The sequence below is a fragment of the Gracilibacillus alcaliphilus genome (assembly GCF_016909015.1).
In the GTDB taxonomy this organism is placed as follows: domain Bacteria; phylum Bacillota; class Bacilli; order Bacillales; family Amphibacillaceae; genus Gracilibacillus; species Gracilibacillus alcaliphilus.
In genome coordinates, this window is the sequence record NZ_JAFBFA010000046.1 from 1 (window position 1) to 22314 (window position 22314).

Annotated in this window: 25 protein-coding genes; 6 read left to right on the plus strand and 19 right to left on the minus strand. The window is 40.5% G+C overall.

Going from position 1 to position 22314, the window contains the following annotated elements; genetic code table 11:
- Positions 1-75 precede the first annotated feature (75 nt).
- The 3 genes from JOD18_RS21985 to JOD18_RS21995 all read right to left on the minus strand — a co-directional run bounded on the left by JOD18_RS21985 (position 76) and on the right by JOD18_RS21995 (position 1522).
- Positions 76-321 carry a hypothetical protein gene (locus JOD18_RS21985; protein ID WP_204671402.1) on the minus strand — a complete coding sequence of 82 codons (246 nt, stop codon included), beginning with the start codon at positions 319-321 and terminating at the stop codon, positions 76-78.
- 13 nt (positions 322-334) lie between these two features.
- Complete coding sequence (locus tag JOD18_RS21990) at positions 335-757, minus strand: DUF1801 domain-containing protein (RefSeq protein WP_204671403.1); 423 nt, start codon at positions 755-757, stop codon at positions 335-337.
- A 156-nt stretch (positions 758-913) separates the two neighbouring features.
- Positions 914-1522, minus strand: a complete 609-nt coding sequence (locus tag JOD18_RS21995) for a nucleotidyltransferase domain-containing protein (protein ID WP_204671405.1) — start codon at positions 1520-1522, stop codon at positions 914-916.
- Positions 1523-1740: 218 nt separating this feature from the next.
- Between JOD18_RS21995 and JOD18_RS22000 the strand changes: the two genes are divergently transcribed.
- Complete coding sequence (locus JOD18_RS22000) at positions 1741-2283, plus strand: YitT family protein (RefSeq protein WP_204671407.1); 543 nt, start codon at positions 1741-1743, stop codon at positions 2281-2283.
- Positions 2284-2346: 63 nt separating this feature from the next.
- Here the strand turns inward: JOD18_RS22000 and tnpC are convergent, their stop codons facing one another.
- The 9 genes from tnpC to rfbA form a co-directional block, all read right to left on the minus strand.
- Positions 2347-3906 (minus strand): IS66 family transposase, encoded by a 1560-nt coding sequence (tnpC, locus tag JOD18_RS22005; RefSeq protein WP_204671409.1) that lies wholly within the window; start codon positions 3904-3906, stop codon positions 2347-2349.
- Positions 3907-3998: 92 nt separating this feature from the next.
- Positions 3999-4355, minus strand: coding sequence for an IS66 family insertion sequence element accessory protein TnpB (tnpB, locus tag JOD18_RS22010; RefSeq protein ID WP_204671411.1), 357 nt, complete (start codon positions 4353-4355; stop codon positions 3999-4001).
- Positions 4356-4666: 311 nt separating this feature from the next.
- Positions 4667-6376, minus strand: coding sequence for a DUF6044 family protein (locus tag JOD18_RS22015; protein ID WP_204671413.1), 1710 nt, complete (start codon positions 6374-6376; stop codon positions 4667-4669).
- A complete protein-coding gene (gene rffA / locus JOD18_RS22020) occupies positions 6339-7469 on the minus strand; it encodes a dTDP-4-amino-4,6-dideoxygalactose transaminase (RefSeq protein ID WP_204671415.1) in 1131 nt (376 codons plus the stop codon). The genes JOD18_RS22015 and rffA overlap by 38 nt, the downstream gene beginning before the upstream one ends.
- A gap of 4 nt (positions 7470-7473) precedes the next feature.
- A complete protein-coding gene (locus tag JOD18_RS22025; protein WP_204671417.1) occupies positions 7474-7830 on the minus strand; it encodes an EamA family transporter in 357 nt (118 codons plus the stop codon).
- Positions 7831-8073: 243 nt separating this feature from the next.
- The gene (locus JOD18_RS22030; RefSeq protein WP_204671419.1) at positions 8074-8775 is read right to left on the minus strand and encodes a GNAT family N-acetyltransferase; all 702 of its coding nucleotides are present in this window, start codon (positions 8773-8775) and stop codon (positions 8074-8076) included.
- A complete protein-coding gene (locus JOD18_RS22035; protein ID WP_204671421.1) occupies positions 8768-9739 on the minus strand; it encodes a glycosyltransferase family 2 protein in 972 nt (323 codons plus the stop codon). The genes JOD18_RS22030 and JOD18_RS22035 overlap by 8 nt, the downstream gene beginning before the upstream one ends.
- On the minus strand, positions 9715-10743 hold the full coding sequence (gene rfbB / locus JOD18_RS22040; protein WP_204671423.1) for a dTDP-glucose 4,6-dehydratase: 1029 nt from the start codon (positions 10741-10743) through the stop codon (positions 9715-9717). The genes JOD18_RS22035 and rfbB overlap by 25 nt, the downstream gene beginning before the upstream one ends.
- Entirely contained in the window at positions 10736-11668 is a 933-nt protein-coding gene (gene rfbA / locus JOD18_RS22045; RefSeq protein ID WP_204671425.1) for a glucose-1-phosphate thymidylyltransferase RfbA, read from the minus strand. Before rfbA ends, rfbB begins: the two co-directional genes overlap by 8 nt.
- Before the next feature lie 447 nt (positions 11669-12115).
- Here rfbA and JOD18_RS22050 point away from each other — a divergent pair, with 447 nt between their 5' ends.
- Positions 12116-13303, plus strand: coding sequence for an MFS transporter (locus JOD18_RS22050; RefSeq protein ID WP_204671427.1), 1188 nt, complete (start codon positions 12116-12118; stop codon positions 13301-13303).
- 102 nt (positions 13304-13405) lie between these two features.
- Here the strand turns inward: JOD18_RS22050 and JOD18_RS22055 are convergent, their stop codons facing one another.
- The 7 genes from JOD18_RS22055 to JOD18_RS22085 form a co-directional block, all read right to left on the minus strand.
- Positions 13406-13600 (minus strand): hypothetical protein, encoded by a 195-nt coding sequence (locus JOD18_RS22055; RefSeq protein WP_204671428.1) that lies wholly within the window; start codon positions 13598-13600, stop codon positions 13406-13408.
- A 127-nt stretch (positions 13601-13727) separates the two neighbouring features.
- Complete coding sequence (locus JOD18_RS22060) at positions 13728-14021, minus strand: hypothetical protein (protein WP_204671430.1); 294 nt, start codon at positions 14019-14021, stop codon at positions 13728-13730.
- A 111-nt stretch (positions 14022-14132) separates the two neighbouring features.
- Positions 14133-14411: a hypothetical protein gene (locus JOD18_RS22065; protein ID WP_204671432.1), complete on the minus strand. Its 279-nt coding sequence runs from the start codon at positions 14409-14411 to the stop codon at positions 14133-14135.
- 168 nt (positions 14412-14579) lie between these two features.
- Positions 14580-15272 carry a hypothetical protein gene (locus tag JOD18_RS22070; protein WP_204671434.1) on the minus strand — a complete coding sequence of 231 codons (693 nt, stop codon included), beginning with the start codon at positions 15270-15272 and terminating at the stop codon, positions 14580-14582.
- 109 nt (positions 15273-15381) lie between these two features.
- Entirely contained in the window at positions 15382-16293 is a 912-nt protein-coding gene (locus JOD18_RS22075) for an ABC transporter ATP-binding protein (RefSeq protein ID WP_204671436.1), read from the minus strand.
- A complete protein-coding gene (locus JOD18_RS22080; protein WP_204671438.1) occupies positions 16293-16985 on the minus strand; it encodes an ABC transporter permease in 693 nt (230 codons plus the stop codon). Before JOD18_RS22080 ends, JOD18_RS22075 begins: the two co-directional genes overlap by 1 nt.
- Positions 16957-17391 carry a DUF4064 domain-containing protein gene (locus JOD18_RS22085; RefSeq protein WP_204671440.1) on the minus strand — a complete coding sequence of 145 codons (435 nt, stop codon included), beginning with the start codon at positions 17389-17391 and terminating at the stop codon, positions 16957-16959. Before JOD18_RS22085 ends, JOD18_RS22080 begins: the two co-directional genes overlap by 29 nt.
- A gap of 178 nt (positions 17392-17569) precedes the next feature.
- Here JOD18_RS22085 and JOD18_RS22090 point away from each other — a divergent pair, with 178 nt between their 5' ends.
- The 4 genes from JOD18_RS22090 (at position 17570) to JOD18_RS22105 (ending at position 22299) form a co-directional block, all read left to right on the plus strand.
- Positions 17570-18274: a response regulator transcription factor gene (locus JOD18_RS22090; protein WP_204671441.1), complete on the plus strand. Its 705-nt coding sequence runs from the start codon at positions 17570-17572 to the stop codon at positions 18272-18274.
- 6 nt (positions 18275-18280) lie between these two features.
- On the plus strand, positions 18281-20008 hold the full coding sequence (locus tag JOD18_RS22095; protein WP_204671442.1) for a sensor histidine kinase: 1728 nt from the start codon (positions 18281-18283) through the stop codon (positions 20006-20008).
- A gap of 459 nt (positions 20009-20467) precedes the next feature.
- Positions 20468-21604: a sensor histidine kinase gene (locus JOD18_RS22100; RefSeq protein ID WP_204671443.1), complete on the plus strand. Its 1137-nt coding sequence runs from the start codon at positions 20468-20470 to the stop codon at positions 21602-21604.
- Positions 21605-21666: 62 nt separating this feature from the next.
- Positions 21667-22299: a response regulator transcription factor gene (locus JOD18_RS22105; RefSeq protein WP_204671444.1), complete on the plus strand. Its 633-nt coding sequence runs from the start codon at positions 21667-21669 to the stop codon at positions 22297-22299.
- The last annotated feature ends 15 nt before the right edge of the window (positions 22300-22314 follow it).

A 22314-nucleotide genomic window follows, 5' to 3' on the forward strand; every position in this document is an offset into this window, starting at 1 on the left:
CTGTTTGGTCATTCTTTTAGACATACAAAATACTCCCTTCATAATAGGTGAGAATTTTTATTATTTCTCTGTCTACTATAAAGGGAGCATATCACTAAATAAACGATACCAGACCGCTCCAGCCGGTTGTTGGTGCAGATCATAAGCAATAAGTGCTGTATCTCCCGCTCTACCCCAGTCCTGGTGATACTTACGCAAATGCTTTGATTGGAGCAGTTTTTGTTTCGATGGCTTATTCTCCGAAATAAAGATCGATTCATATAACATATCCGTTAAGAAATCAAGATCCTCGTTATTATCTAGCCTTCTTACTTCAAACATTCTTATACACCTGCTATTCATTTGGATATTGTGCTTGCAAAAATTGGACAGATTGCTTGATTAATTCCCGTAATATCTCTTCATCCACATCTGCTACTTTATTGATATAGACACAAGACTTACCTGCCTTATGTTTACCGAACTGGTTCAATAATTGTTCCCGCTCCGTATCTCCTGTTGCAAAATAGAGACTGATTTTCGCCTTGCGTGGTGAGAAACCTACTAATGGTGCATCTCCTTCATGACCTGATTCGTATTTATAATGATAACGGCCAAATCCGATAATGCTAGGACCCCACATTTTTGCTTCAAACCCTGTTGTTTCGGTGAAAATATCTAGCAGCCGATAGGCATCTTCACGTTTACGGGAACTCTCGACATCTTCAATAAAGGCAAGCACGCTATTATCATTTTGCTTTGTTTTTAATTCATACATCAGCCTGCACCACTCCTTCTATTCTATATTTTTTCTGGACGTCTTACTAATACGTTTACTCCATTCCTATTATATCATTAACACCTTTCGATATTATACGTTTACTATCTATTTTCTCGATAAGATGATCCTGATTTACAGCAGCATCATCTGTTTTTAATGATGCAGATATCGTAGCCAGCTATGTCCATTTGAAAATTGCCTAACCAATGCTTTCCGCAGCCAATCTTTCTCTTCTAGTGTCAAATACGGAAGCATCATCTGAAAATCTGTTTTATCCTTTTCTCTGACTTGGGAAGAACCTCCCTTATACAGCAGTTGAATCTCTGGTTTAAGGTATGGTATGCCTGACGACGTGTGTAAATAAATATCATCCTTGGCACGTCTAATGGAAGGCTCTCTACCATATACCCAATCTCCTTTTTCCATATCAATCAGCATTATTTGAAATGCCCATGGTGAATGGTGATCTTTACGAACCCACACATCCTTAGTCTTTTGTAAAAATTCCCCTTCAGCCCAGTGTATCAATTTTCCTTTTTGTGCTTTATAGAATAGCCAATCCTTACTTAACTGCTGAAATAGCAGATTTTGATCCTCTCGATAGAGGCATATATCGATATCACTGTGGTTTCTTGTCTGCTTATTTACATGTAGATCCAATGCCCATCCCCCAGCAATGAACCAATCTATCGAAGTATTTGAAAACAAAGCATACATTTCTTCTACGGATAACGGCTGCCAGTTATAGATATTTTCCTTCATCAAAGTCCTTCTTATACTTGTTAAGAAAATATTATATACAAGAACTACAATCAAGTATATGATGAAAGGAGCTTTTCTATCAGGTAGGATTCCATTAGTAGTTTTTTTTGCTTAGCCTCCGTTACTCCGCCTCATTTTTATCTTTGAGGTTGATGGTTAGCGGCCAATAAACACCTGTAAAATACAGTAAGACCAGTAAATGAGAGTGGGGAAAACCATTGATTAGCTCCAGAAATGTCATCAAAATAATTATTGGAAATATACTGCTAGGGCTGGGCTACGCCAAATTTCTCGTTCCGAATAAGGTGATTAACGGCGGGGTAACAAGTTTATCTCTGGTGATTCAGCAATGGCTAAAGATTGATTTATTGTGGATTAGTAACGGGCTCACCCTGTTGCTGCTACTCTTATGCTTTGTGGCACTAAATAAAGAAATCTTTATCAATTCAATTGTCAGCAGTCTGTCTTATATGCTTTGCTTCTCTTTGTGGTATAAAACACCTTTTGTTTTAACAATTCATCCTATTGTGGATGTCTTTATAGCCAGTGTCTTGATTGCTTTCGGTTATTATGCTTGTCTGTCGTCCAAAGCTTCTACTGCAGGACTAGATGTGATAGCGCTTATAATTGTCAAATATACCAGATATAACCTTCATGTAGCACGAGTCAATCGTAATCTCAATTTCCTTGTACTCGGTCTAGGATTATTTGTATTTGGGGTATTCTCTGTATTGATTGGTATCATCGTAAGCGGGAAATAATATGACGCCATGACAAATAGCCCTAAAAGGAGTAAACTTTTCATAAAGTAGCTCCCTTAGGGTCTATTTAGCTTTTTTCACGCTTGTTGAAAGAGGCTTTACCTTGGCTTGGATATAATCACTCCAAGGAAAATAGTGTTCCCAATATTCGGGGTGTTGAAAAATATCAAGCTGCGGAAGTTCCGCAAATAAAATGGTGAGGTATTCAAATGGATCCACCCCATTTTCTTTCGCCGTTTGGATCACACTGTATCCAATGGTATTCGCCTGAGCACCAGCTACGCTCGTAGAGAAATACCAATTTTTGCGACCTAGGGTGACAGGCCGGATAGAACGCTCTGCGAGATTATTACTAATGAAAAGGCGTCCATCGTTTAAAAAACGGGAAAGAGAATCCCTTAAATGTTGGGTATAATCTACCGCTTTTTGTAAAGGGCCTTTCATCGTAACGAGGGCATCCAACCATTCCCAAAATGCTTTCAATAGCGGTTTGCTTTTCAGTTGCCGTTGCTGGAACCTTTCGTCGGGAGATAACTTTTTCCATTGCCTTTCCAGCTTAAAAAGTTGATCACAGTAATGGACGCCAATGGCGCCTTGTCCATGTGGATCATTCGTCTCCAAAAATTTTCTCCGAACATGTGCCCAACAGGTTTGAAGTTGCACGTCTTCTAATTTTTGATAGACGGAATACCCATCACAGTGAAGCAATCCTTTAAACCCTTTGAGAAAGGTTTCTGCTACTTCAAACTGGCGTGTCTCCGAAGAATGATAGAGAATAATTGGATGCTTGGCGGTTTCCGCTGTGCGAAATAACCATATCCTCGCATCTGCTGTAGCTGGCTTCTCGTCTGCCCGACGCAAAATTTGATAGGTCGTTTCATCTGCGGAGAGCACGGGTTCATGCAGTAATTTCCCCCTCATTTGTTGATACAATGGCTCCAGCCATTGTTCTGCACTTCGAATGGCCCAATTTGCCAACGTTCGCCGCGAAACCTTCAGCCCATATCTTGCCCATTCTTTTTCTTGGCGGTGATAAGGAATACTCATCTCCAACTTTTGATAGAGATTCCAGGCTAATACGCTGGGACCTGCCAGACTTTTGGCTAGAGCTGGTTCTGGTGCCTTTTGGCGGAGAATATAATTTTGTCCTGTTTTCTTACAAGCCAAACATTCATAAGCATGTTCATAGTGAATGTGTTGGACTAAATGGGCAGGGATAAACTCCAACTCGGTTCGAGCTTCTCGTTTTCCAAGATACTTTAAGGGGCTGGCACAACACGAACAGACTTGGCTATCAGATGGAAGAGTATGTTCTTCCACCACGATAGGCAAGTCTCTTATGACATCGGTCCGCTGCCCTTTATATTTTTTTCGCTGATAAGAGATCGTCTCTATTTCAACGGCTTTGTCTGCAGGTTGCTCTGCTTCACTAAAAGGGGAGTCCTTGTCTTCCTCAAATAAGGAAAGTTGACCTGGTGAGGATTTTTCGGATGATGTTCCAAACAGTCGACGATTCATATTGGTCAGCTGGTTAATCAGCTGTTCGATTTGTTTGGCTTGTTTTTCATTCTGGATCGTCAAATGTTCGATTTGTTTCATCAACTGCTTTTCCAATTCTGTCAACGTGTTCACCCCCCGTTTAACCAATTTCTTTTATCGTACCACACTTTATCAAAAAAGGAGGAAAAATTTAAAAACGAATGCTCTCCGGATGATTAAGTAAGTACTCCTAATTGGGCAGGCTGGATTTTTTGTTTTTGATAGATGGAAAATCCATCGAACAGCCACTCGATTTGTTTGGCTGTCAGTTTTTCTACGTCCGTTTGCGAACGTGGCCACGTTAACTTTCCCTGGTCATATCGCTTATACAGTAAATAAAAACCTTCTCCATCAAACCAGAGCGCTTTAAATCGATCGGTTCTCCTTCCACAAAATAAGAAGACCGATTCGTCTAGAAGGTTTAATTGAAATTGGCTGGTAATCACGGTAGCCAGACCATCAATGCCTTTCCGTAGATCCGTGTAGCCACAGACTAAATAACAATTCTGCACCTTGGAGAAGTCAACGAGCATGGCGGCACAACTCCTTTATCAAGGCTGTTGCCAATGATTCCTGACAACCTTCCAAAATGGTTACGTGCAGAGAATGACAGGAAAACTCTATCACAGGCTTTGCGGGGGCAGAAGAAGGGGCTGTGGGGATCGTTACGGGAACAATCGGATTTTCTTTCATGAAAAACTACCTCCTGTTACTTGATAATGTCAAGTATAGAGGTAGTTTCATTATAATAGAATGCGGTTTATTATTTCCCGCTTACGTATCATCTTTACCTTTCTCTACTAGAATTCTATTTCAAATATTTTAGCAAAAGGCAGAACACCTCTTAAGTGCCCTGCCCTTGGTTTGCTACCTGATACAGATAAATTTCCCATGGCGATTCTTCTTGTGTAAAAGTATCTGCTAATTCTAGTCCTAAATCTTCGGCATTTTTGATTTCTACCGCAGAAAAGATATATTCACCGCCGAGAGCTTGTAAGGCTTCGGTATTAATATCCAGCTGCTCGATCGGTTCATTCCGATCCTTAGTAAACATATAATTCTTGCCATGATCAGCTACATACATATACAACCTGCCGCCCCAGTTATCAAAATAATCAGCCAGCTCTGAACTCTTCTCTAGTTCACCGGCAATAACTTCACGAAAGGCGTGTTTATATTCAAGAGGGAAACTATTATTATACGTATCCAGCGTGTAAAAGCCATTAAACTGAGCAATCGTTGGGTGCATACCGATACTTACCACACGATAGCTGTCTTGAGGCTCTCCAATATAATCACGAATTTCGGCAAACAGCTCCTCCGAATAGAATTCTTCAAAACTAGGAGTGCCAACCACCCGATACTTGAACTCTTCTGTTAGCGAAAATAACCAGAGACATTGCAAAATAATTAAAATAACTGCCAACAGTTTGCCAAACTTCAACTGCTTCCATAAAATGACTAAAGCCAAGGCAAAAATAATGTACCAGATTGGTGGATCCAGAAAGTGCACCCGTGCAAAATTAAAGGTGTTGGCGATCGAAACATTATCCTTAATCAGACGCCAGCCTTCCCAATACCAAAAGGCATACCAGAAGGATAATAATAAGTTAGTCAGGAGCAGCGTCATTAATAACTTAGGCTGCTGCCTCTTCATCATAGCAATCCACAGTGCCAATAACATAAGCGGCACAATAATATAGGCCTGCTGAGCCTCATCATGGGTATGCCCATATAGGAAATTCTCCCACCCCAGTTCATAACTGCGATGAAAATCGTTAAATCCTAACTCTAATTCCTCACGATGAGAGTTAAACGTTGCATCGAAGAACATCGATGTGATTAACAAATAATTATTGATCACATAGACAGCTGTCATCCCAGCAATGGCTGTGAAAAACGGCCAATTCCATTGCCGATAACGAATGCGGTCTATCAGCCATAACACTCCCATTAACGCTAAGAAAAAAACAAACGTTAAGATGAAATTAGAGAAAAAGGGGATCAGCCCTAATAATACCCAGGCATGCTTTGGTGCTGCCTTCTGATATTTTCGTATCAATAAAAAGGCATAAAGAGCAAGCGGCAGACCCGCAATGGACAATGCCCCTGATGGCCAATACGGCAGCATCGCAAATGTTAATGGAACACCGACCTTAATCCAAGGACTTGTTTCTTCTTTTAGTACAAATCGTGTTAACAGTAAGTACATCCCAAAAAAGGCAGCAAAACGCATGATCGTCTGACTGATTGTATAGGCTGTCATGGGCTCAAACAAGACATACAGCCAGACCACTGCATCAAAAGCTGAAGGCAGTGCACTGCGTGGCAAACCATTTATCGCATAAGGCAGTTGTACATCATGTAAGGTAAAGATATTCCCACTCTCTGCTAACACCTTATACCAAACAATATTGGAATCCAGGTTATCATGCACTCGAATATGGGTGGCCTCACCATAGATGACATATGGCGAGAGGTAAGCGAGCAGAACAAGACACCCTATCCATATCCATTTATTTCTCATAAAATTGCTGAATACTTTCCACGACATAGGCAACATCCCTTTTACTCATTCCATAATAAAGCGGCAGCCGCAGTAACCGATCACTGCCACTGGTTGTATAGCGATCCTCACCATAAAATGTACCGTACTTCTTGCCAGCTTGAGAATTATGCAACGGAACATAATGCGTGACCGTCATGATGCCTTTCTCGGCTAAGTAATCCATTAATTGCTGCCTGCCCTCTTTATCTTTGGTCTTGATATAAAAGAGATGCGCATTATGTTCCACTTCTTTCGGAATCATTGGCAACGTCAGATCACCGCGAATGGCAAGATACTGTAATCCTTCATAATAATACTGCCATGTTGTCAGACGATCCTGATTAATGGCTTCCGCATGTTCCAGCTGGACAGATAGATAAGCAGCATTTAGTTCACTTAACAAATAAGAAGAACCGATATCCCGCCAACTATACTTATCGACTTCTCCCCTGATAAATTGCGAGCGGTCTGTTCCTTTTTCCTGAATAACCTCTGCCCGGCCTATCAAGGACTCATCGTTAATTAATAAGGCGCCACCCTCACCACAACTATAATTCTTTGTTTCATGGAAACTAAAGGTTCCTAAATGTCCTATCGTCCCCAGCGCCTGTCCGTGATAACGGCTCATCAATCCCTGGGCGGCATCTTCGATGACCCACAGGTCATGCAGACCGGCAATGGTCATAATCGTTTCCATCTCACAGGATACACCTGCATAATGAACAACTACAATCGCCTTTGTCTGATTAGTGATTGCCTCCTGGACTTGATCTGTATCGATATTCATCGTCGTTGAATCTACATCAACAAAGACAATCTTCGCTCCCCTTAAAGCAAAGGCATTCGCTGTCGAGACAAAGGTATAGGAAGGCATAATTACCTCATCCCCTTCCCCGATATCGATTAATAATGCTGTCATCTCCAAGGCAGCTGTACATGAAGGGGTGAGTAACGCCTTTTTCGTATGTAATTGCTGCTCTAACCAATTGACACACTTCTTGCCATACTCTCCATTACCTGACATTTTCTGGTTGGCAATTACTTGAGCAATCGCTTGTTCCTCTTCACCGATATGGCATGGTATGTTAAATGGTATCATCTCATCACCTCATTACAATAATCCCAAACACAATTAAACCAAAACCAATCAATTTCTGCGGATTGATTGGCTCTCCAAATAATAACACGGAGAATAGAAAGACCAATACAAATGACAGACTCATAAATGGATAGGCATAACTAATATCGAATTTCGTCATCGCCGCCATCCAGCTTAATGCCGCTAGGAATGCGGCAAAGAAACCTGACAAAATCCAAGGGTTAAACAGCAGCTGTAAGAGGAAGAGAAATTTATCCCACCATTCCTCTGGAAGGCCACCCTGACGATCCATTGTCCATTTGATAATTAACTGGCCATATACTGTAAAAATAATCGTCCCGGCAATATAAAAGTATCCCATTTACTTTTCCTCCTAGTACGTATTCAAAAAGTTTGATAAAAAGGACCATCATCGGTTAAGTTCGCAACATCGTGTTGCAACACCGATACTAGCACATCCCGTACGTCGAAAGTTCAAGGTGGCGCAGTCTTTGAGTAACGGACTTGCACAGGAGGTGTTGACTTCTGCGTTGTCCACACGATGTGGACGATCTTAGTAGAAGTTCCCCTACCGTCAACGCTGAAATTCGCCGTATTATTTTTATTAGACTTTTTGAACATCCCCTCCGAAAGAGCCATTCACTTTATGATAAATATCCACACACCCTCCAATATTGAAACCTAAACCAATAAACACATTCATAGAGGCCATGTTTCTTGGGGAAATGGGGGCTGTCAGCCGTTCAGCCTCTGTGCGTGCGAATTGCTCTTTGATACAAGCAGCAGCAAATGGGATGGCAAAACCTTTGCCTCGCACCCGCTGATGCATTGCCATCAACAGAACATCATCATCTTTATAAGCAAAGAAGCCGTCAACCTGCCCTGCTTGTTTATATACAAGAATTCGTTCCTGTTCAATTAAATCCTTCACCCAATTTCGATAGCGCAGATCAGCTAAATGGTCAGGCACTTGGAAATCACGATGATAACGCCCGCCTTGGAAGGCTTCTTCAGCAATGGCTAACACCTCACCTGCAGGATAATCCTTTGAAAAGGTAACAGCGTCTGTCGCCTTCTCTGCGAAAAATCGGTCACGTGTCACCACCAAATCTGTTAAGGTATCGGTATAGTAAAAGCCATATTGATGCAATAATGCCTTATTTACTAATGGATCCACCTTCATGGTGAAATGTCCTTCCACTTGGTCCGTTTCCTTTAGTGCTGCTTCACTATACTCCGTCAATTGATACGTATCAATTGGAAAGTTCCTTCGATCCCATGGGGTTGGTTCTAAATATTTACTCATATGATTCCTTGTCTCCCTTCTGCTCTGCTCCGTCCGTTACATCTTTCACCAGATAGATGGGGCGGTTCTTCACTTCATTGAAAATCTTGCCTAAATATAAGCCCATAATCCCGAATTGAAAGAGGATTAATCCGCCTAAGAAAAAGAGCGACACCATTGTACTGGTCCACCCTTGTACCGTTTGAGACAAAAAGAAATAGCGGATAAATAAATAAAGGGCATAAATAAAAGATAACGTAGCCATCATAAAACCGACACTGATGGATAAACGCAGCGGCTTATTGGATTGTGAGACGATGGCATCCGTTGCCAGAGAAAGTAATTTACGAAATGGGTAAGAAGATTTTCCTTCTTTGCGTGCTTCATGCTGTACCGGGATCTTGGCCTGGCTATACCCCATCCACCTCACAAAAAAAGGAAAATAGCGATTTTGTTCCCTTAAACGGCGATAACTACGCACCACTTCTTGCGAAATAATGCTAAAGTTAGCAATCGAGGCATCACTTGTTTGCCCGCTAAAATAATCAAAAACTTTATAAAACAGCTTAGAAGATAACTTCTTCATCGCACGATCCTGACGTTCCTGGCGTTGGGCAAATACAACTTCATAACCTTCTAAAGCTTTCTGATACAGATTGGCGATTTCCTCTGGCCGATCTTGCAGGTCACAGTCCATCACCACGGTCCAATCTCCCATACAATAGTCCAGACCAGCTGTAATCGCATGGTGCTGGCCAAAATTACGGGAAAGGTCGATACCTTTTATTTGCGGATCTTGCTGATGAAGCTGGAGAATGACTTCCCAAGCATGATCCGGACTTGCATCGTTTACTAGTATTACTTCATAGTCAGCAGGAATCGACTGAATGGTTTGTTTGATTCGATTACATAATTCGACAAGACATGTCTTACAACCATAAACTGGAACAACAACAGAAATTAAGGGTTTGTTACAATTTTCCATCTATTCACATACCAATCTACCGTTTGCTTCAATCCATCTTCCAGTTTGGTTGTTGGCTCCCAGCCGAATGCTTCTTTTAACTTGCTTGCATCAATGGCATAGCGTCGATCATGTCCTTGTCGGTCCTTCACATACGTCATCAGTTCTTCAAACTGGCTTAGTTGAAATTGCGCCAGTAAATCCGGCCGCGCCTGATCTAACAGCTTACAAACCTTTTTTGTAATATTGATGTTGGTTTGTTCATTATCACCGCCGACATTATATGTCTCCAACACTTCACCTTGATGAAAAACAAGGTCAATCGCTCGGCAGTGATCGGCCACATAAAGCCAATCCCTAATATGCAGTCCATCACCATAAATCGGTATCTTCTCATTCGCCAATGCATGGCGGATAATTGTCGGAATCAGTTTCTCACTATGCTGTCGTGGTCCGTAATTATTCGAGCAAGAGGAAATCACCACATTCATACCGTACGTATAGCCATAACTTTTTACCAATAAGTTGGCGCTGGCCTTTGAGGCACTGTACGGATTGCGTGGATCATACGGAGTCGCTTCGGTAAACTTGCCTTCCTCTCCTAGCGATCCGTACACTTCATCAGTAGAGATTTGGTGAAAACGACGCTGTTCCAATTCCTCTTTTTGCTGCCAATTCTCTCTTGCTGCATCGATAAGGTTCCATGTTCCGACCACATTGGTATCAATAAACGGGCTGGAGTCGGAGATAGAGCGGTCTACATGCGATTCTGCTGCAAAATGAATCACACCGTCAATATTATGCTCTGCAAAGATGGCCTTTACAAAAGACGGATTGGCGATATCTCCTTGGATAAACCTATAATAACTGTCCTCTTCGATCTCCTGTAAATTCCCCAATGAACCAGCATAGGTTAATTTATCAATATTAATAATCGTATCCTGAGGATAATGTTTTCGATAATAATGGATGAAATTGGAGCCGATAAAACCGGCTCCACCTGTAATCAGTATGGTTTTACTCATTTTCAACCAGTCCTAACATAGGGTGATGATCAATGGAGTACCAATATTGCTGATTGTGCTTGCGTTCTGCTATTTCCATCAAATATTGGCCGTAATCGTTTTTCTCCATTCCCTTCCCTTTCTCATATAATGCTTCCTTAGAAATATAGCCTAAGTAAAAGGCGATCTCTTCCAGACAGGCAATCTTAAAGCCTTGACGTTGTTGTGTCGTACGAATAAATTCGCCGGCCTCAAACAGGGACTCCTGTGTCCCGGCGTCCATCCAAGCAAATCCACGTCCTAATAATTCTACTCTCAGTTGATTCCATTTCAGATATTCTTTGTTAAGGTCTGTTATTTCCAGTTCTCCGCGGTCAGATGGCTTTAGCCGTTTAGCAATCTGAACTGCTCGAAAGTCATACATATATAAGCCTGTCACAGCAAAGTCAGATCGGGGATCTTCCGGTTTTTCTTCGATAGAAATAACCTGCTGACGGTGATCAAACTCAACTACTCCAAACCGCTCTGGATCCTTGACTCGATAGCCAAAAACAGTCGCATGCTTATGATGTTTAATCGCATTTCGAAGTAATGTGGTAAAGCCCTGACCAAAGAAAATGTTATCTCCCAATATCAGGGTTACATCATCTTGTCCAATAAAATCTTCTGCCAAAAGCAGAGCCTCTGGAATCCCCTTGGGCTCGCTTTGTACTCGATAAGAGAGCTTGATTCCTAAACCAGAACCATCTCCCAGCAATTTCTCAAATCGTTCTGTATCTTCTGGCGTACTGATAATCATAATTTCCCTCAGTCCACCTAACATTAGTACAGATAGCGGATAATAGATCATTGGTTTATCAAAAACAGGCAGCAGGTGTTTGTTTAAACTATCCGTACTAGGAGCCAATCGCGTACCACTACCCCCTGCAAGAATAATACCTTTCATTACCTTCACACACCTTCCTGTATAGTAAAGTGAGACTTCCTTCTGAGAGCGATTTTCTCTCAGATGGTTAGCGAAACTTATCAGGGTGTTAGCGTCCGTTTACTACTTTTGTTCCCCTCGTACTGCAAAGGATTTACGAACGGTTACACCGTGGTAAAGTGAGACTTCCTTCTGAGAGCGATTTTCTCTCAGATGGTTAGCGAAAATCAGGATGTTGATCTGTCATAAAAGAGACAGCTTGAGTTATTATCACTATATTCCCTTTTCTAATCTCGCTAAACTTACAAAAACATTTCAAATTTATTACAAATATACAGTGAGGTAACATTGTCTTTTAGATGGCTATTCTTGCTCAGTTAAAAGGAATAGAGACAGTATTCTTTGTTTTACTTCAGAAGTGCGGTATACTATATTTCGAGTACCGAAATATTTAAAGGAGATTATGAGATGCAGCAAACTAACCCGTCAAGAAATAGAGAAAGAATCTGGACAAAGGATTTCATTTTTATCTGTGTAGCTAACTTCTTTATCTTTCTTGGTTTTCAGATGACATTGCCTACTGTTCCATTACTGGTACAGCATTTAGGCGGCAGTGATCAGCTGATCGGAATTATTACAGGTGTATTCACATTCTCCGCTTTACTTGTCCGTCCTAATGCTGGTCATGCCTTAGAATCGATGGGGAGAAAATTTGTTTATTTACTAGGCTTATGTATTTTTGTTATATCTGTCGGTTCGTTTGCTTTTATTGCGAGTATTGTGTTCCTATTCTTGATGCGCTTTGTGCAAGGAGTCGGCTGGGGATACTCTACCACTGCCACAGGTACGATTGCTACCGATCTGATTCCGCCAAAACGACGTGGGGAAGGAATGGGATATTTCGGCTTATCAGGTAACTTGGCTCTTGCCTTTGGACCGTCATTAGGCTTGGCTTTGTATGGTTATATGTCATTTACTTGGCTGTTCATTATCGCAGCTAGTTTAGGACTGCTGGCACTAATTCTAGCAACACAAATCACCTATAAAAAAGTGGAACCGCCACTTCATGAAGAAAAACAGTCTAAGTTTGATGTTGTGGAAAAATCAGCGCTGGAACCATCTATATTATTATTTTTCATCACCACCACATTTGGCGGAATCGCTTCTTTTCTTCCATTGTATACAGCTGAGGAAAATATCAGTGGGATTGAAATGTATTTCTTGATATACGCCCTATTCTTAATGGTTTCACGTACTTTTTCAGGGCGGTTATACGACCGTTATGGTCATAAAGCTGTTTTCCTGCCTGGGGCAGCGTCTGTTTTAATTGCTATGTTCTTGCTAGTTTGGCTGCCAAACTCTGCTGTGCTCTTTATTGCCGCCGCTTTATACGGTCTGGGCTTTGGTTCCATACAGCCCGCCTTACAAGCATGGGCAGTCAACAAAGCTGATAGTCATCGAAAGGGAATGGCTAATGCCACCTTCTTCTCCTTCTTTGATTTGGGAGTAGGCGTTGGCGCTATGGCATTTGGCCAGATTGCCTTTTTATTAGGGTATAGCTATATCTATTTAGCAGCAGCCATTTCTGTTTCTTTATCGATCGTGTTATATATTTGTTTATTATTCTATCATCGTAAGCATCCGGCACAACTTTAACGAAAACAGCGAAGCAAAAGGATATCTCTCCTTGCTTCGCTGTTTTTTTATCTTGGTGTGATCGCAACGGTCGCTAACCGTCAGTGGAAAGCCCGCTTAATATTATGTATGAATCCAGCGTTTATGTTTCCGAATATTCCCCGCCGTATGTACAATAAGCTGGACACTGATAAAGGACACCAAAAAGAGGATTGCCGGCTCCCCAGTCCCAAAGACCATCAACATAACCAAAAACAGACCAAACGTTAATAACAATAGAATAACAAGATATACGAGCAAACTAACTAAAAAAACCATATTATCCCTCCTTAATTAATAAAGCGAAACTGTCATCAGCGAAGAGGGTCCTTCATCCCCCACTGATGGATAGCGAGACCTATCGGCGTGCTAGCATCCATTATGCTCCGCTTAAACTTCTTTCAAATCACACAAAGCCTTGTTGCAGGGGGCTCACGAACGATTGCACCATGGTAAACCACGAGAGAATTGCCACAACAATTGCTAAGCTCATAAGGATAAAAGGCATGATTACCTTCCTAATATCTTCTTCTTTTTCCGCATCTTTTAACTTTTCTTTAAGCGGCTTCCATTCCAAGCAAACAACTATAATCAACATGGCAGATACCATATACTTGCTCCAATCCGGATATTCAGAGGCCAGCCACCAGCCGATTAAAACTACGCACAATGTTAACCAATATCTTATCCGTTCACTCACACAACTCCTCCTATATGCTTTACTATGATGGTATATTATTTGCAATAAATTATCAGACTTCAAACAAAATAAGCAGTCTGACACGTTCAACTGCCTATCTCGAAATTAGGTTTAGCTTAAATAGAAACCAAATATATAGCCAACAATCAAAAAGACCACAAACTCCATTATAACTGATCTTTTTACTTGTTTTGTTTCCTTAAAATAGAATATGGCATCAGCTGCCATGACAAAAAAATAAAACATCAGCAGTGACCGAATACTGCTAGCAGTAACATCTACGAATGCCACAATCAAGATAAGAGACGCACCCAGCAATATTTTTATGATAAACAGATAGTTTGCTATCGCTTTACCTATTACTTTTGTATCTGTTTCTTTTTCTCTCAATTGTTATCCTTCCTTGCACTAGCTTAGATTACATTCTACCAATATCGTTTGATAAAGCAATCAAATCGCAAAATATATTAAAGATACAACGTTAGCAGAGAGTTTCCGTTTGGCGAAACTTATCGTGGAGATCGCCTGTCATCCCACGCTCCACAATTAGACAACCCTTCACTCTGGAAATAATATAACAGGCGAATATGGCGGCTGTGTCTTATCGTTTAATTTGGCATAATAGAGGTAGAGATTTATCTCCCCGAATTGTTCAGTATATGGCATTTCTAGTGATTGAAAAATGGCTTCTTCTGCTATAACAGCAACACACACATTATAGCCCTGATCATCTGATGCAAAAAAATCATCCACTGCTTGATCTTCTGTTAATGCCTGATCTATTAATTTACACAAAGTCGTTAGAGCCTGTTTGTTACCTATGATAAAGACCTCATGATGATGTGTATAAGAGGCATACATTTGGAGATAGTTATTATCAGCCCATGAGGTATTATGTTGTTTATCTACTGACTTATATCTATTCTCAAATAACGTCCCTGGTGAATATGGTGCTGAGGGATCATTTTGTATATTAATAAAATGAAATTGTTGATTGGCCTCCCCAAATTGGTTGGTGTAAGGCATCTCTAATGAACGAAAAATCATTTGGTTCTTTACGACACCAACATATACATCATATCCCTCATTATCAGATGGAAAGAAACCCTTGTTTGCTGTATCTTTTCTTAAAGCTTGATCTATTAACCTGCAAAGATCAGTCAACGCTTGTCTATTACCTATTATAAATGATGGATGCTGCGGAGCATGTGGCGCATATACGTGTAAATAGCTATAAGAATCCCAGTCCATCCTTCTCCTCCTTTACACACAGTTACCCTCATTATCTATAATTTAAAATAGAATAGCAATGAAAAAAGGGAGATCTGCTTTCTGTAAATCTACCTTTTCTGACTAGATATCATTCTAATTGAAGGAAAATCTCTTCCAATGACGGCTCATCTACTTCTAGACGAAACACATCAATATCATGCTGAACAAACCACTTATTCACTTGTGGAATCCGCCCATTAGCGGACACCACAATTTCGGAGTTCGTCTCGTCTATTTCTAACTTATCAGTTAGTTCACACAAACCAGTTTTTAGTTGCTGTTGTTCCTCCTCTGTAATCATACGATGCTGGATATGAATAATAATCTCCTGTGAAAATTGGTCACGTAATTGTTTCATATTTCCTTGCTTTTGAATAACTCCCTGATTCATGATGGCAATTTCGTCACACAGTTTCTCCACTTCATTTAAATTATGCGATGTAAGAAAAATAGTCGTTCCTTTTGCAGCAATCTCATCAATAATTGAGTGAATATTTAAGACAGCATTGGCATCGACGCCTGATGTCGGCTCATCTAGAAACAGAATTTCCGGCTGATTAATTAGTGCTTGAGCAATGCCTAATTTCTTTTTCATCCCGAAAGAAAAGTTTTTCGCTTTTACATGAATGGCATCTTCCAATCCAACTCGCTCCAGAATGGCTATTAACTCTTGTTTAGAAAACGGCACATGTAATAGCTTACTAAAGTATTTTAAATGATCCAAGGCAGTAAAATCATCATAAAAGGTAGAGTAATCCGGCAAAACTCCGATTGCCTGTTGAATGTCTTTTAATTTGCCAGCTGGATGTCCAAGAATCTCAAATGAACCAGATGTCGGATGAATCAAGCCTGTAATCATATTAATAAACGTCGACTTGCCGGCACCGTTTTTTCCGAGAAAGCCGAAAATAGTACCTTTTTTCACGCTTAAATTAATATGATCAACTACCGTTTTATTGCCATATGTTTTGGTTAAGTTATAGGTTTGCATGGCTTCCATTATAAATCCCTCTTTCTAAAAATAAGTAAGCTGCCTAAAATAAAGATAATTGGAAAGATAACAACCAGATAGGCATAGTAGCTGTCATCCCCTTGTGTGTAATAAAAATAAGGAGTCAAGTAACCTACGATTTTGATAAACCAGTTGTCTGTTCCTGTACTCCATAAGCCTAAAATCGGCAAGGCAATCGAAAGCGTAATTCCTAAAAACATCGTTAACGCTGGCTTTGTTATCGATGTAGAAAGAAACAGGGTCCAGCCAATAAAATAAGAAACAAAAATAATGGCTTGCAGCAAATCCAAGATCGCAAATGATTTAGAAAATGGTACAATCAATAATAGAGCGACTGTTAAGCAGATACTCCAAAATAAAAAGTGTCCAATAAATTTCCCAAAAATAATTCTATTTCTGGTTGTCTTGGTCGCCAAAAATCGAATCGTTCGATCGGCTATTTCCTTATTAACCACATTATGGGCTATACTTGTCACAAATAAGGGTGAGGCCAGGATTAGCAGAAGCATTAATCCCATCGCATAGGCATCCTGTCCAAGTCCCAACTCCTGCAGCTGTTCTTCAAATTGGCGCACCAACCGTGCCGCTCCTACTGTCACTCCAAATAGAACAATAATAATCAAAATCGAACGAATACTGGTAAATAAACTTCTAAACTCTCGGAAAGCTATCGTAAACATGATCTATATCTCCTTTTTCCTTCATAGTTTGCAATGATTGCTGTCGCATAAGTGTCCGAATTCCGGCGAGCAGATAGGCAACACTGCCAAATATACCCAAACCTAAGGTAGATAAGCTACTTACGATCGCTATAATAATCAAGAGCCTTCCGCCTGTTTCAGCCTTGTCTTGTTCTCTTAGCAGTATCACTGCAACAAACCCTGCTAATCCACAAATAAATGAAATAACGATTAAATACAACACGCTATTACCTAACCAATGAATAATTTGGTTGATGCTTTCTCCTGCGGGCAGTATAGTTTCTATTTCTGAATCCCCATATACATTTCCAAATAATCCAACAAGTAATAGGCCAAATAACACCACCCCAGTCATCGACACAGCCATTTCTCCTGTGAATTTCATCAAGTCTTCCCCTCTCCTACCCTGCGTTCAGGTTTCTATCAACAATTGCTAAATCAAGTGTACAAAACGAACGTGTCTGTAACTTAAACAAAACTTGAATAGATAATTAAAATTCCTATGATTTGTTCAACTGTTCGTAAACTTGCTGTGTTACGATTACTAAGAGAGGTGGAACGAGATGGAAAACAACACAAACATTTTGATAGTTGACGATGAAAAAGCAATCGTCAGTATGCTGGAATTAATGCTAAAAAAAGAGGGATTTCAACATATATATAAAGCATATACAGGGACAGAGGCACTGCAGATTTTGCAAGCTCATCAAATAGAAATTATTATTCTTGATGTGATGCTCCCAGATGGAAGCGGGTTTGATTTTTGTCCAAAAATAAGAGATATGTCCAATGCCTATATTCTTTTTCTAACGGCAAAGGTATCAGACTTAGATGTTTTAACCGGTTTTGCAACAGGCGGTGATGACTATGTGACGAAGCCATTTAATCCTTTGGAGGTGGCTGCTAGAATCAAAGCGTATCTGAGAAGAAATAACACTGCCGCATCATCAATCTTGGAAAGACCTAACTATTATGATTTCGGCCGTTTTATTGTCGATGAACAGGCAGGGACATTAACCGTAGATGGCAAGCCCATACCTTGCCCGACACAAGTCTATTTATTACTGGTCTATTTCTGTAAACGTCCCAATATAGTCTTCTCCAAATCAGATCTGCTTGAAGCAGTCTGGGGATTTGACCATTATGTGGATGATAATACAGTCTCTGTACATATCAGAAGAATAAGGGAACGTATTGAAAAAGATCCTAGTAATCCTGTCTATTTGCAGACAGTACGAGGGCTGGGCTACAAATTGGTGAAGGGATAAGAAGTGATGAACAAGCTAAGACGACGTTTATTTCTGAATTTTTCTATACAGTTTATTTTTATTGCCGTATCCATGACCTTGATCATTTTGATTGTCACTTTAATCGCTATGATTTGGGTCTTTCAAAATGAACAAAGCGAAGATTACTATCAGGCTATACTGGAACATATTGCCCTTAATGCGGGAGGGAACTCCATCTACGAATTGAAATTTACAGAAGACTGGGGAGATGAACTTTCCGATGATATCTGGATTCAAGTGATTGATGAAGAAGGAAAGGTGATCGGCTCGCAAAATACACCTAATGAACTGCCGACAAGCTACAGTATGATCGATTTGCTGCAAATCAACGAAACCAAACAATACAATACCTATTCACTAAATGTTTATTTAGAGACATTCTATGAGGAAAATTATTTGTTTGTACTTGGTTATGAAGATCAGGGACAATTGTTGATGTCAGAGTTAGTGGAGCACTACAATACCAATGGACAGATTGATCCTTCCGCCATAACAGAAGTGGAAGCAGCATTACAGCAAGCAGGCGGGACACTGGAAATATATAATGACCAATCTGAATTAGTGCAACAGCTGGGTGAAATGGAACATGAGGAACAACCATTAAGCATATTTTCCAGGGACAAATCACCAGATCTCTTTACGATGAATCAATATATGTTTTCCGATCCGCAAACCAATAGTCTCTGGCTGCTGTATACTCCTAATCAACATAAACAAGAACTGCCGTTACATTCATTTAGACAAATGGTGTTAGGATTTGCTGTCATCGGAGTGGTTGTACTTATTTTCACGATTATGATTGCGATTTGGCATGGTTTTCGTTATGGCAAGCCTCTGTTTATCTTTGCAAACTGGCTGGGACGAATGGGAGATGGGCCTTACGAAGAAGTGCTGACCGCCCGAGAAAAGAAACAAGTGTATCGAAAGAATGGTAAAATAAAGCGCCGATACCGACTTTACCAAGAAGTATTCCAAGCCTTCTATGATATGGCTGAGAAATTGAATGTTTCCCGGAAAGAAAGAGAAAAGTTAGAAAAAACAAGAGAAGAATGGATGGCTGGTATATCTCACGACCTCCGTACCCCACTCACTAGCATGGAAGGTTATGGAAGATTATTAGCAAGCGGTGAATATGACTGGTCCAAGCAAGAACTAAAGGAAATCGGACAAACGATTCATGAAAAAAGTGAGTATATGGTGCATTTAATTGAAGACTTTACACTTAGCTTTCAGTTAAAAAATGATGCTGCATTGGCTTCCTTTGAATTAGCAGATATAAATGCATTTATGAAACGAATTTTGGGTAAATTCACTTCTGACCTTACCTTTAAGGAATATTCTGTCACTTTTCATCCCTTGGCGGAGCCGGAAGAAATGACCTTAAATGAACGGTTATTTGAAAGGATGGTAGACAACTTGATCTATAATGCCTTGAAACATAACCCGCCCGGTACCGTGATTACGGTTGAACTTAAAAAGGAAGATGGGATAAAGGTTGTTATTACCGATAACGGTCAGGGAATGGACGAAGAAACAAAAGAACATCTCTTTCATCGCTATTATCGTGGTACCAATACAGAAGAACGGGAAGAAGGAACAGGCCTTGGCATGAGTATTGCCCTGCAAATTGCCAAGTTACATCAAGGCTCGATTTCCGTAGAATCCGAACTAGGACAAGGAACAACGATTACTGTGCATTTTCCAGCTGATTAGACATAAGGAATAAGGAAAAAGAGCCTATCTTGGCAAAACGGGCTTTATAAGAAGGTGGCCTTCTTCATCTTCACACAATGAAACATGGCTTACTAACGTCTCGCTAAACAGATGCTACTGTTTCCAACAGTGGCATCTGTTTTTCATTAGTTGTCCTCTGAACAGTAATTTGATACGATAAAGCGAGACTCCTATCAGTGAGCGGTTTTCTCGCTGATAGGTAGCGAGACTTATCGGGGTGATAGCGTCCGTTTTCACCTGCTCCAACCTTTTTTGAAGTCATCCCAATTCTCACATGCGGGGAATTACGGACGCTTCCTCCGGGATAAAGCGAGACTTATCCAGGGAGCGGCATCCGTTTTCCCCCGCTTAAACTTTTTTAAAATTCCCCATTTTAAAAGTGGAGGCTTGTGGGTAATTGCATTGGGATAAATGCAGTCAAAGGAGAGAAAAGTACAAATGAAATTATATTGGATATGGTTGTTTTTTCATATGATCGTTTGGCTGTTTGCTTTTATCTATGCAGATGAAAGTCTTAGTAATATACCCGGGCGATTATTTGGATTTTTCCTGTTTCTTTTACTCATTTTTATTCTGCCGCTCTTCAAACAGCAGCCAGTAGTTACTGCAATAATACTCACGCTCAATACCTGTCTTGCCGCTATTATCTTATTACCAGAACCGCATACAGTATGGAATCCTTTCTTGTTATTTATTTTATCGCTCTTGATAGCGGAAGCCTTTCTTAAATTATCTTATTGTTTAGCTGCAATCGTCAGTGGAACAGCATTAATTGGAATGAATTTCACCCTTTTTTACACTACTGCGTCTTTCATGATCATCAGTTTTGTTTTTATTTATTTCATTTTGCTCCATGCTGGCATATTTTTATTTAAACAAAATCATGATGACAAGGAAGATCTTTTCTCCAGATATGATGCTCTTCTCAGTGAATTTCGTCAGTTAAAAAGACAGATTGCTTCCGAGGAAGAAATCGCTCGGCAAGAAGAACGGCATATAATCGGGCATGAAATTCATGACTCGGTTGGACACAAACTAACTGCCCTGCTCATGCAATTGGAAGCCTTTCGTCTCCAGGCAGATGAACAACACCAAGATCGTGTACAGTCGCTCAAGGATTTGGCTCAAGAAAGTCTACATGAAACGAGACGTGCCGTCAAAGAATTGAAGAATACCAATCATAGCGGTTTACAAGGGGTACTCCGTCTTATTCGCCGGTTAGAAACCGAAAGCTTTATTCGCACGAGCTTTTCTGTAAAGCATGGAGCCTTTGCCATACCGCTTAGCGGGGAGCAATCATTTGTTATTTTTCGTTCCGTTCAAGAGGCGTTAACAAATATAATGAAGCATAGTAAGGCACGGGAAGCTGCTATTTCTTTCGAAGCCCCAGGGGGCAGCATCTTTCGCTTTGAAATCAGTAACCCCGTTCAGAATAACAACCGATTTCGGGAAGGCTTCGGACTTTCTGAAATGAGAAAAAGGATAGAGAAGATTGGCGGAGAATTGGATGTAAGTAAGACAGGTGAACAATTTATTGTTCGTGGTACAATAAAGCTAGACTTATCGGGAAATTAGCGCCGATTACTTGCAAAGTTCCGCCAGTAATCGGATTCAATTAATTATAGGAGGTGGAATTGATGATACGGGTGCTGTTAGCTGAAGATCAGGTGATGGTAAGACAAGGACTAAAAATGATGATAGAGACAGATGAAGAAATAAAAGTCACCGGTGAGGCCGGCAATGGACAAGAAGCAACTGACCTCTGTGTAAAACAAGCATTCGATATCGCTATATTAGATATTCGTATGCCGGTCATGGATGGTATTGAGGCGGCCAAAGCCATTCAATCTCGTTGGAAACAAACAAAAATATTAATGCTGACTACCTTTGATCATAATGAATATGTGTTAGAATCCCTTAAGATTGGCGTGAATGGATATATCTTAAAAAATGCTGATACAGAATCACTGATTCGCTCGATCCGCAGTGCACTCAAAGGCGGCCTGACAGTTGAGGATCAAGTTGCCGCCAAGGTTATGCCCCTGCTCCTTCACCAACCAACCGAGAACCCGCCCGATCCCTCTTTGACACCTCGAGAACGAGCCATTTTAGTTTGCATTGGCGAAGGGCTTAGCAATCGAGAAACAGCAGCACGTTTAGGACTTTCTGTCGGCACGGTAAAAAATAATACAAGTCAGCTTTTACAAAAATTAGACTTACGGGACCGAACTCAATTAGCTATCTACGCCATTCGCCATCATTTAGTTTAGCCATTGAATAGACAG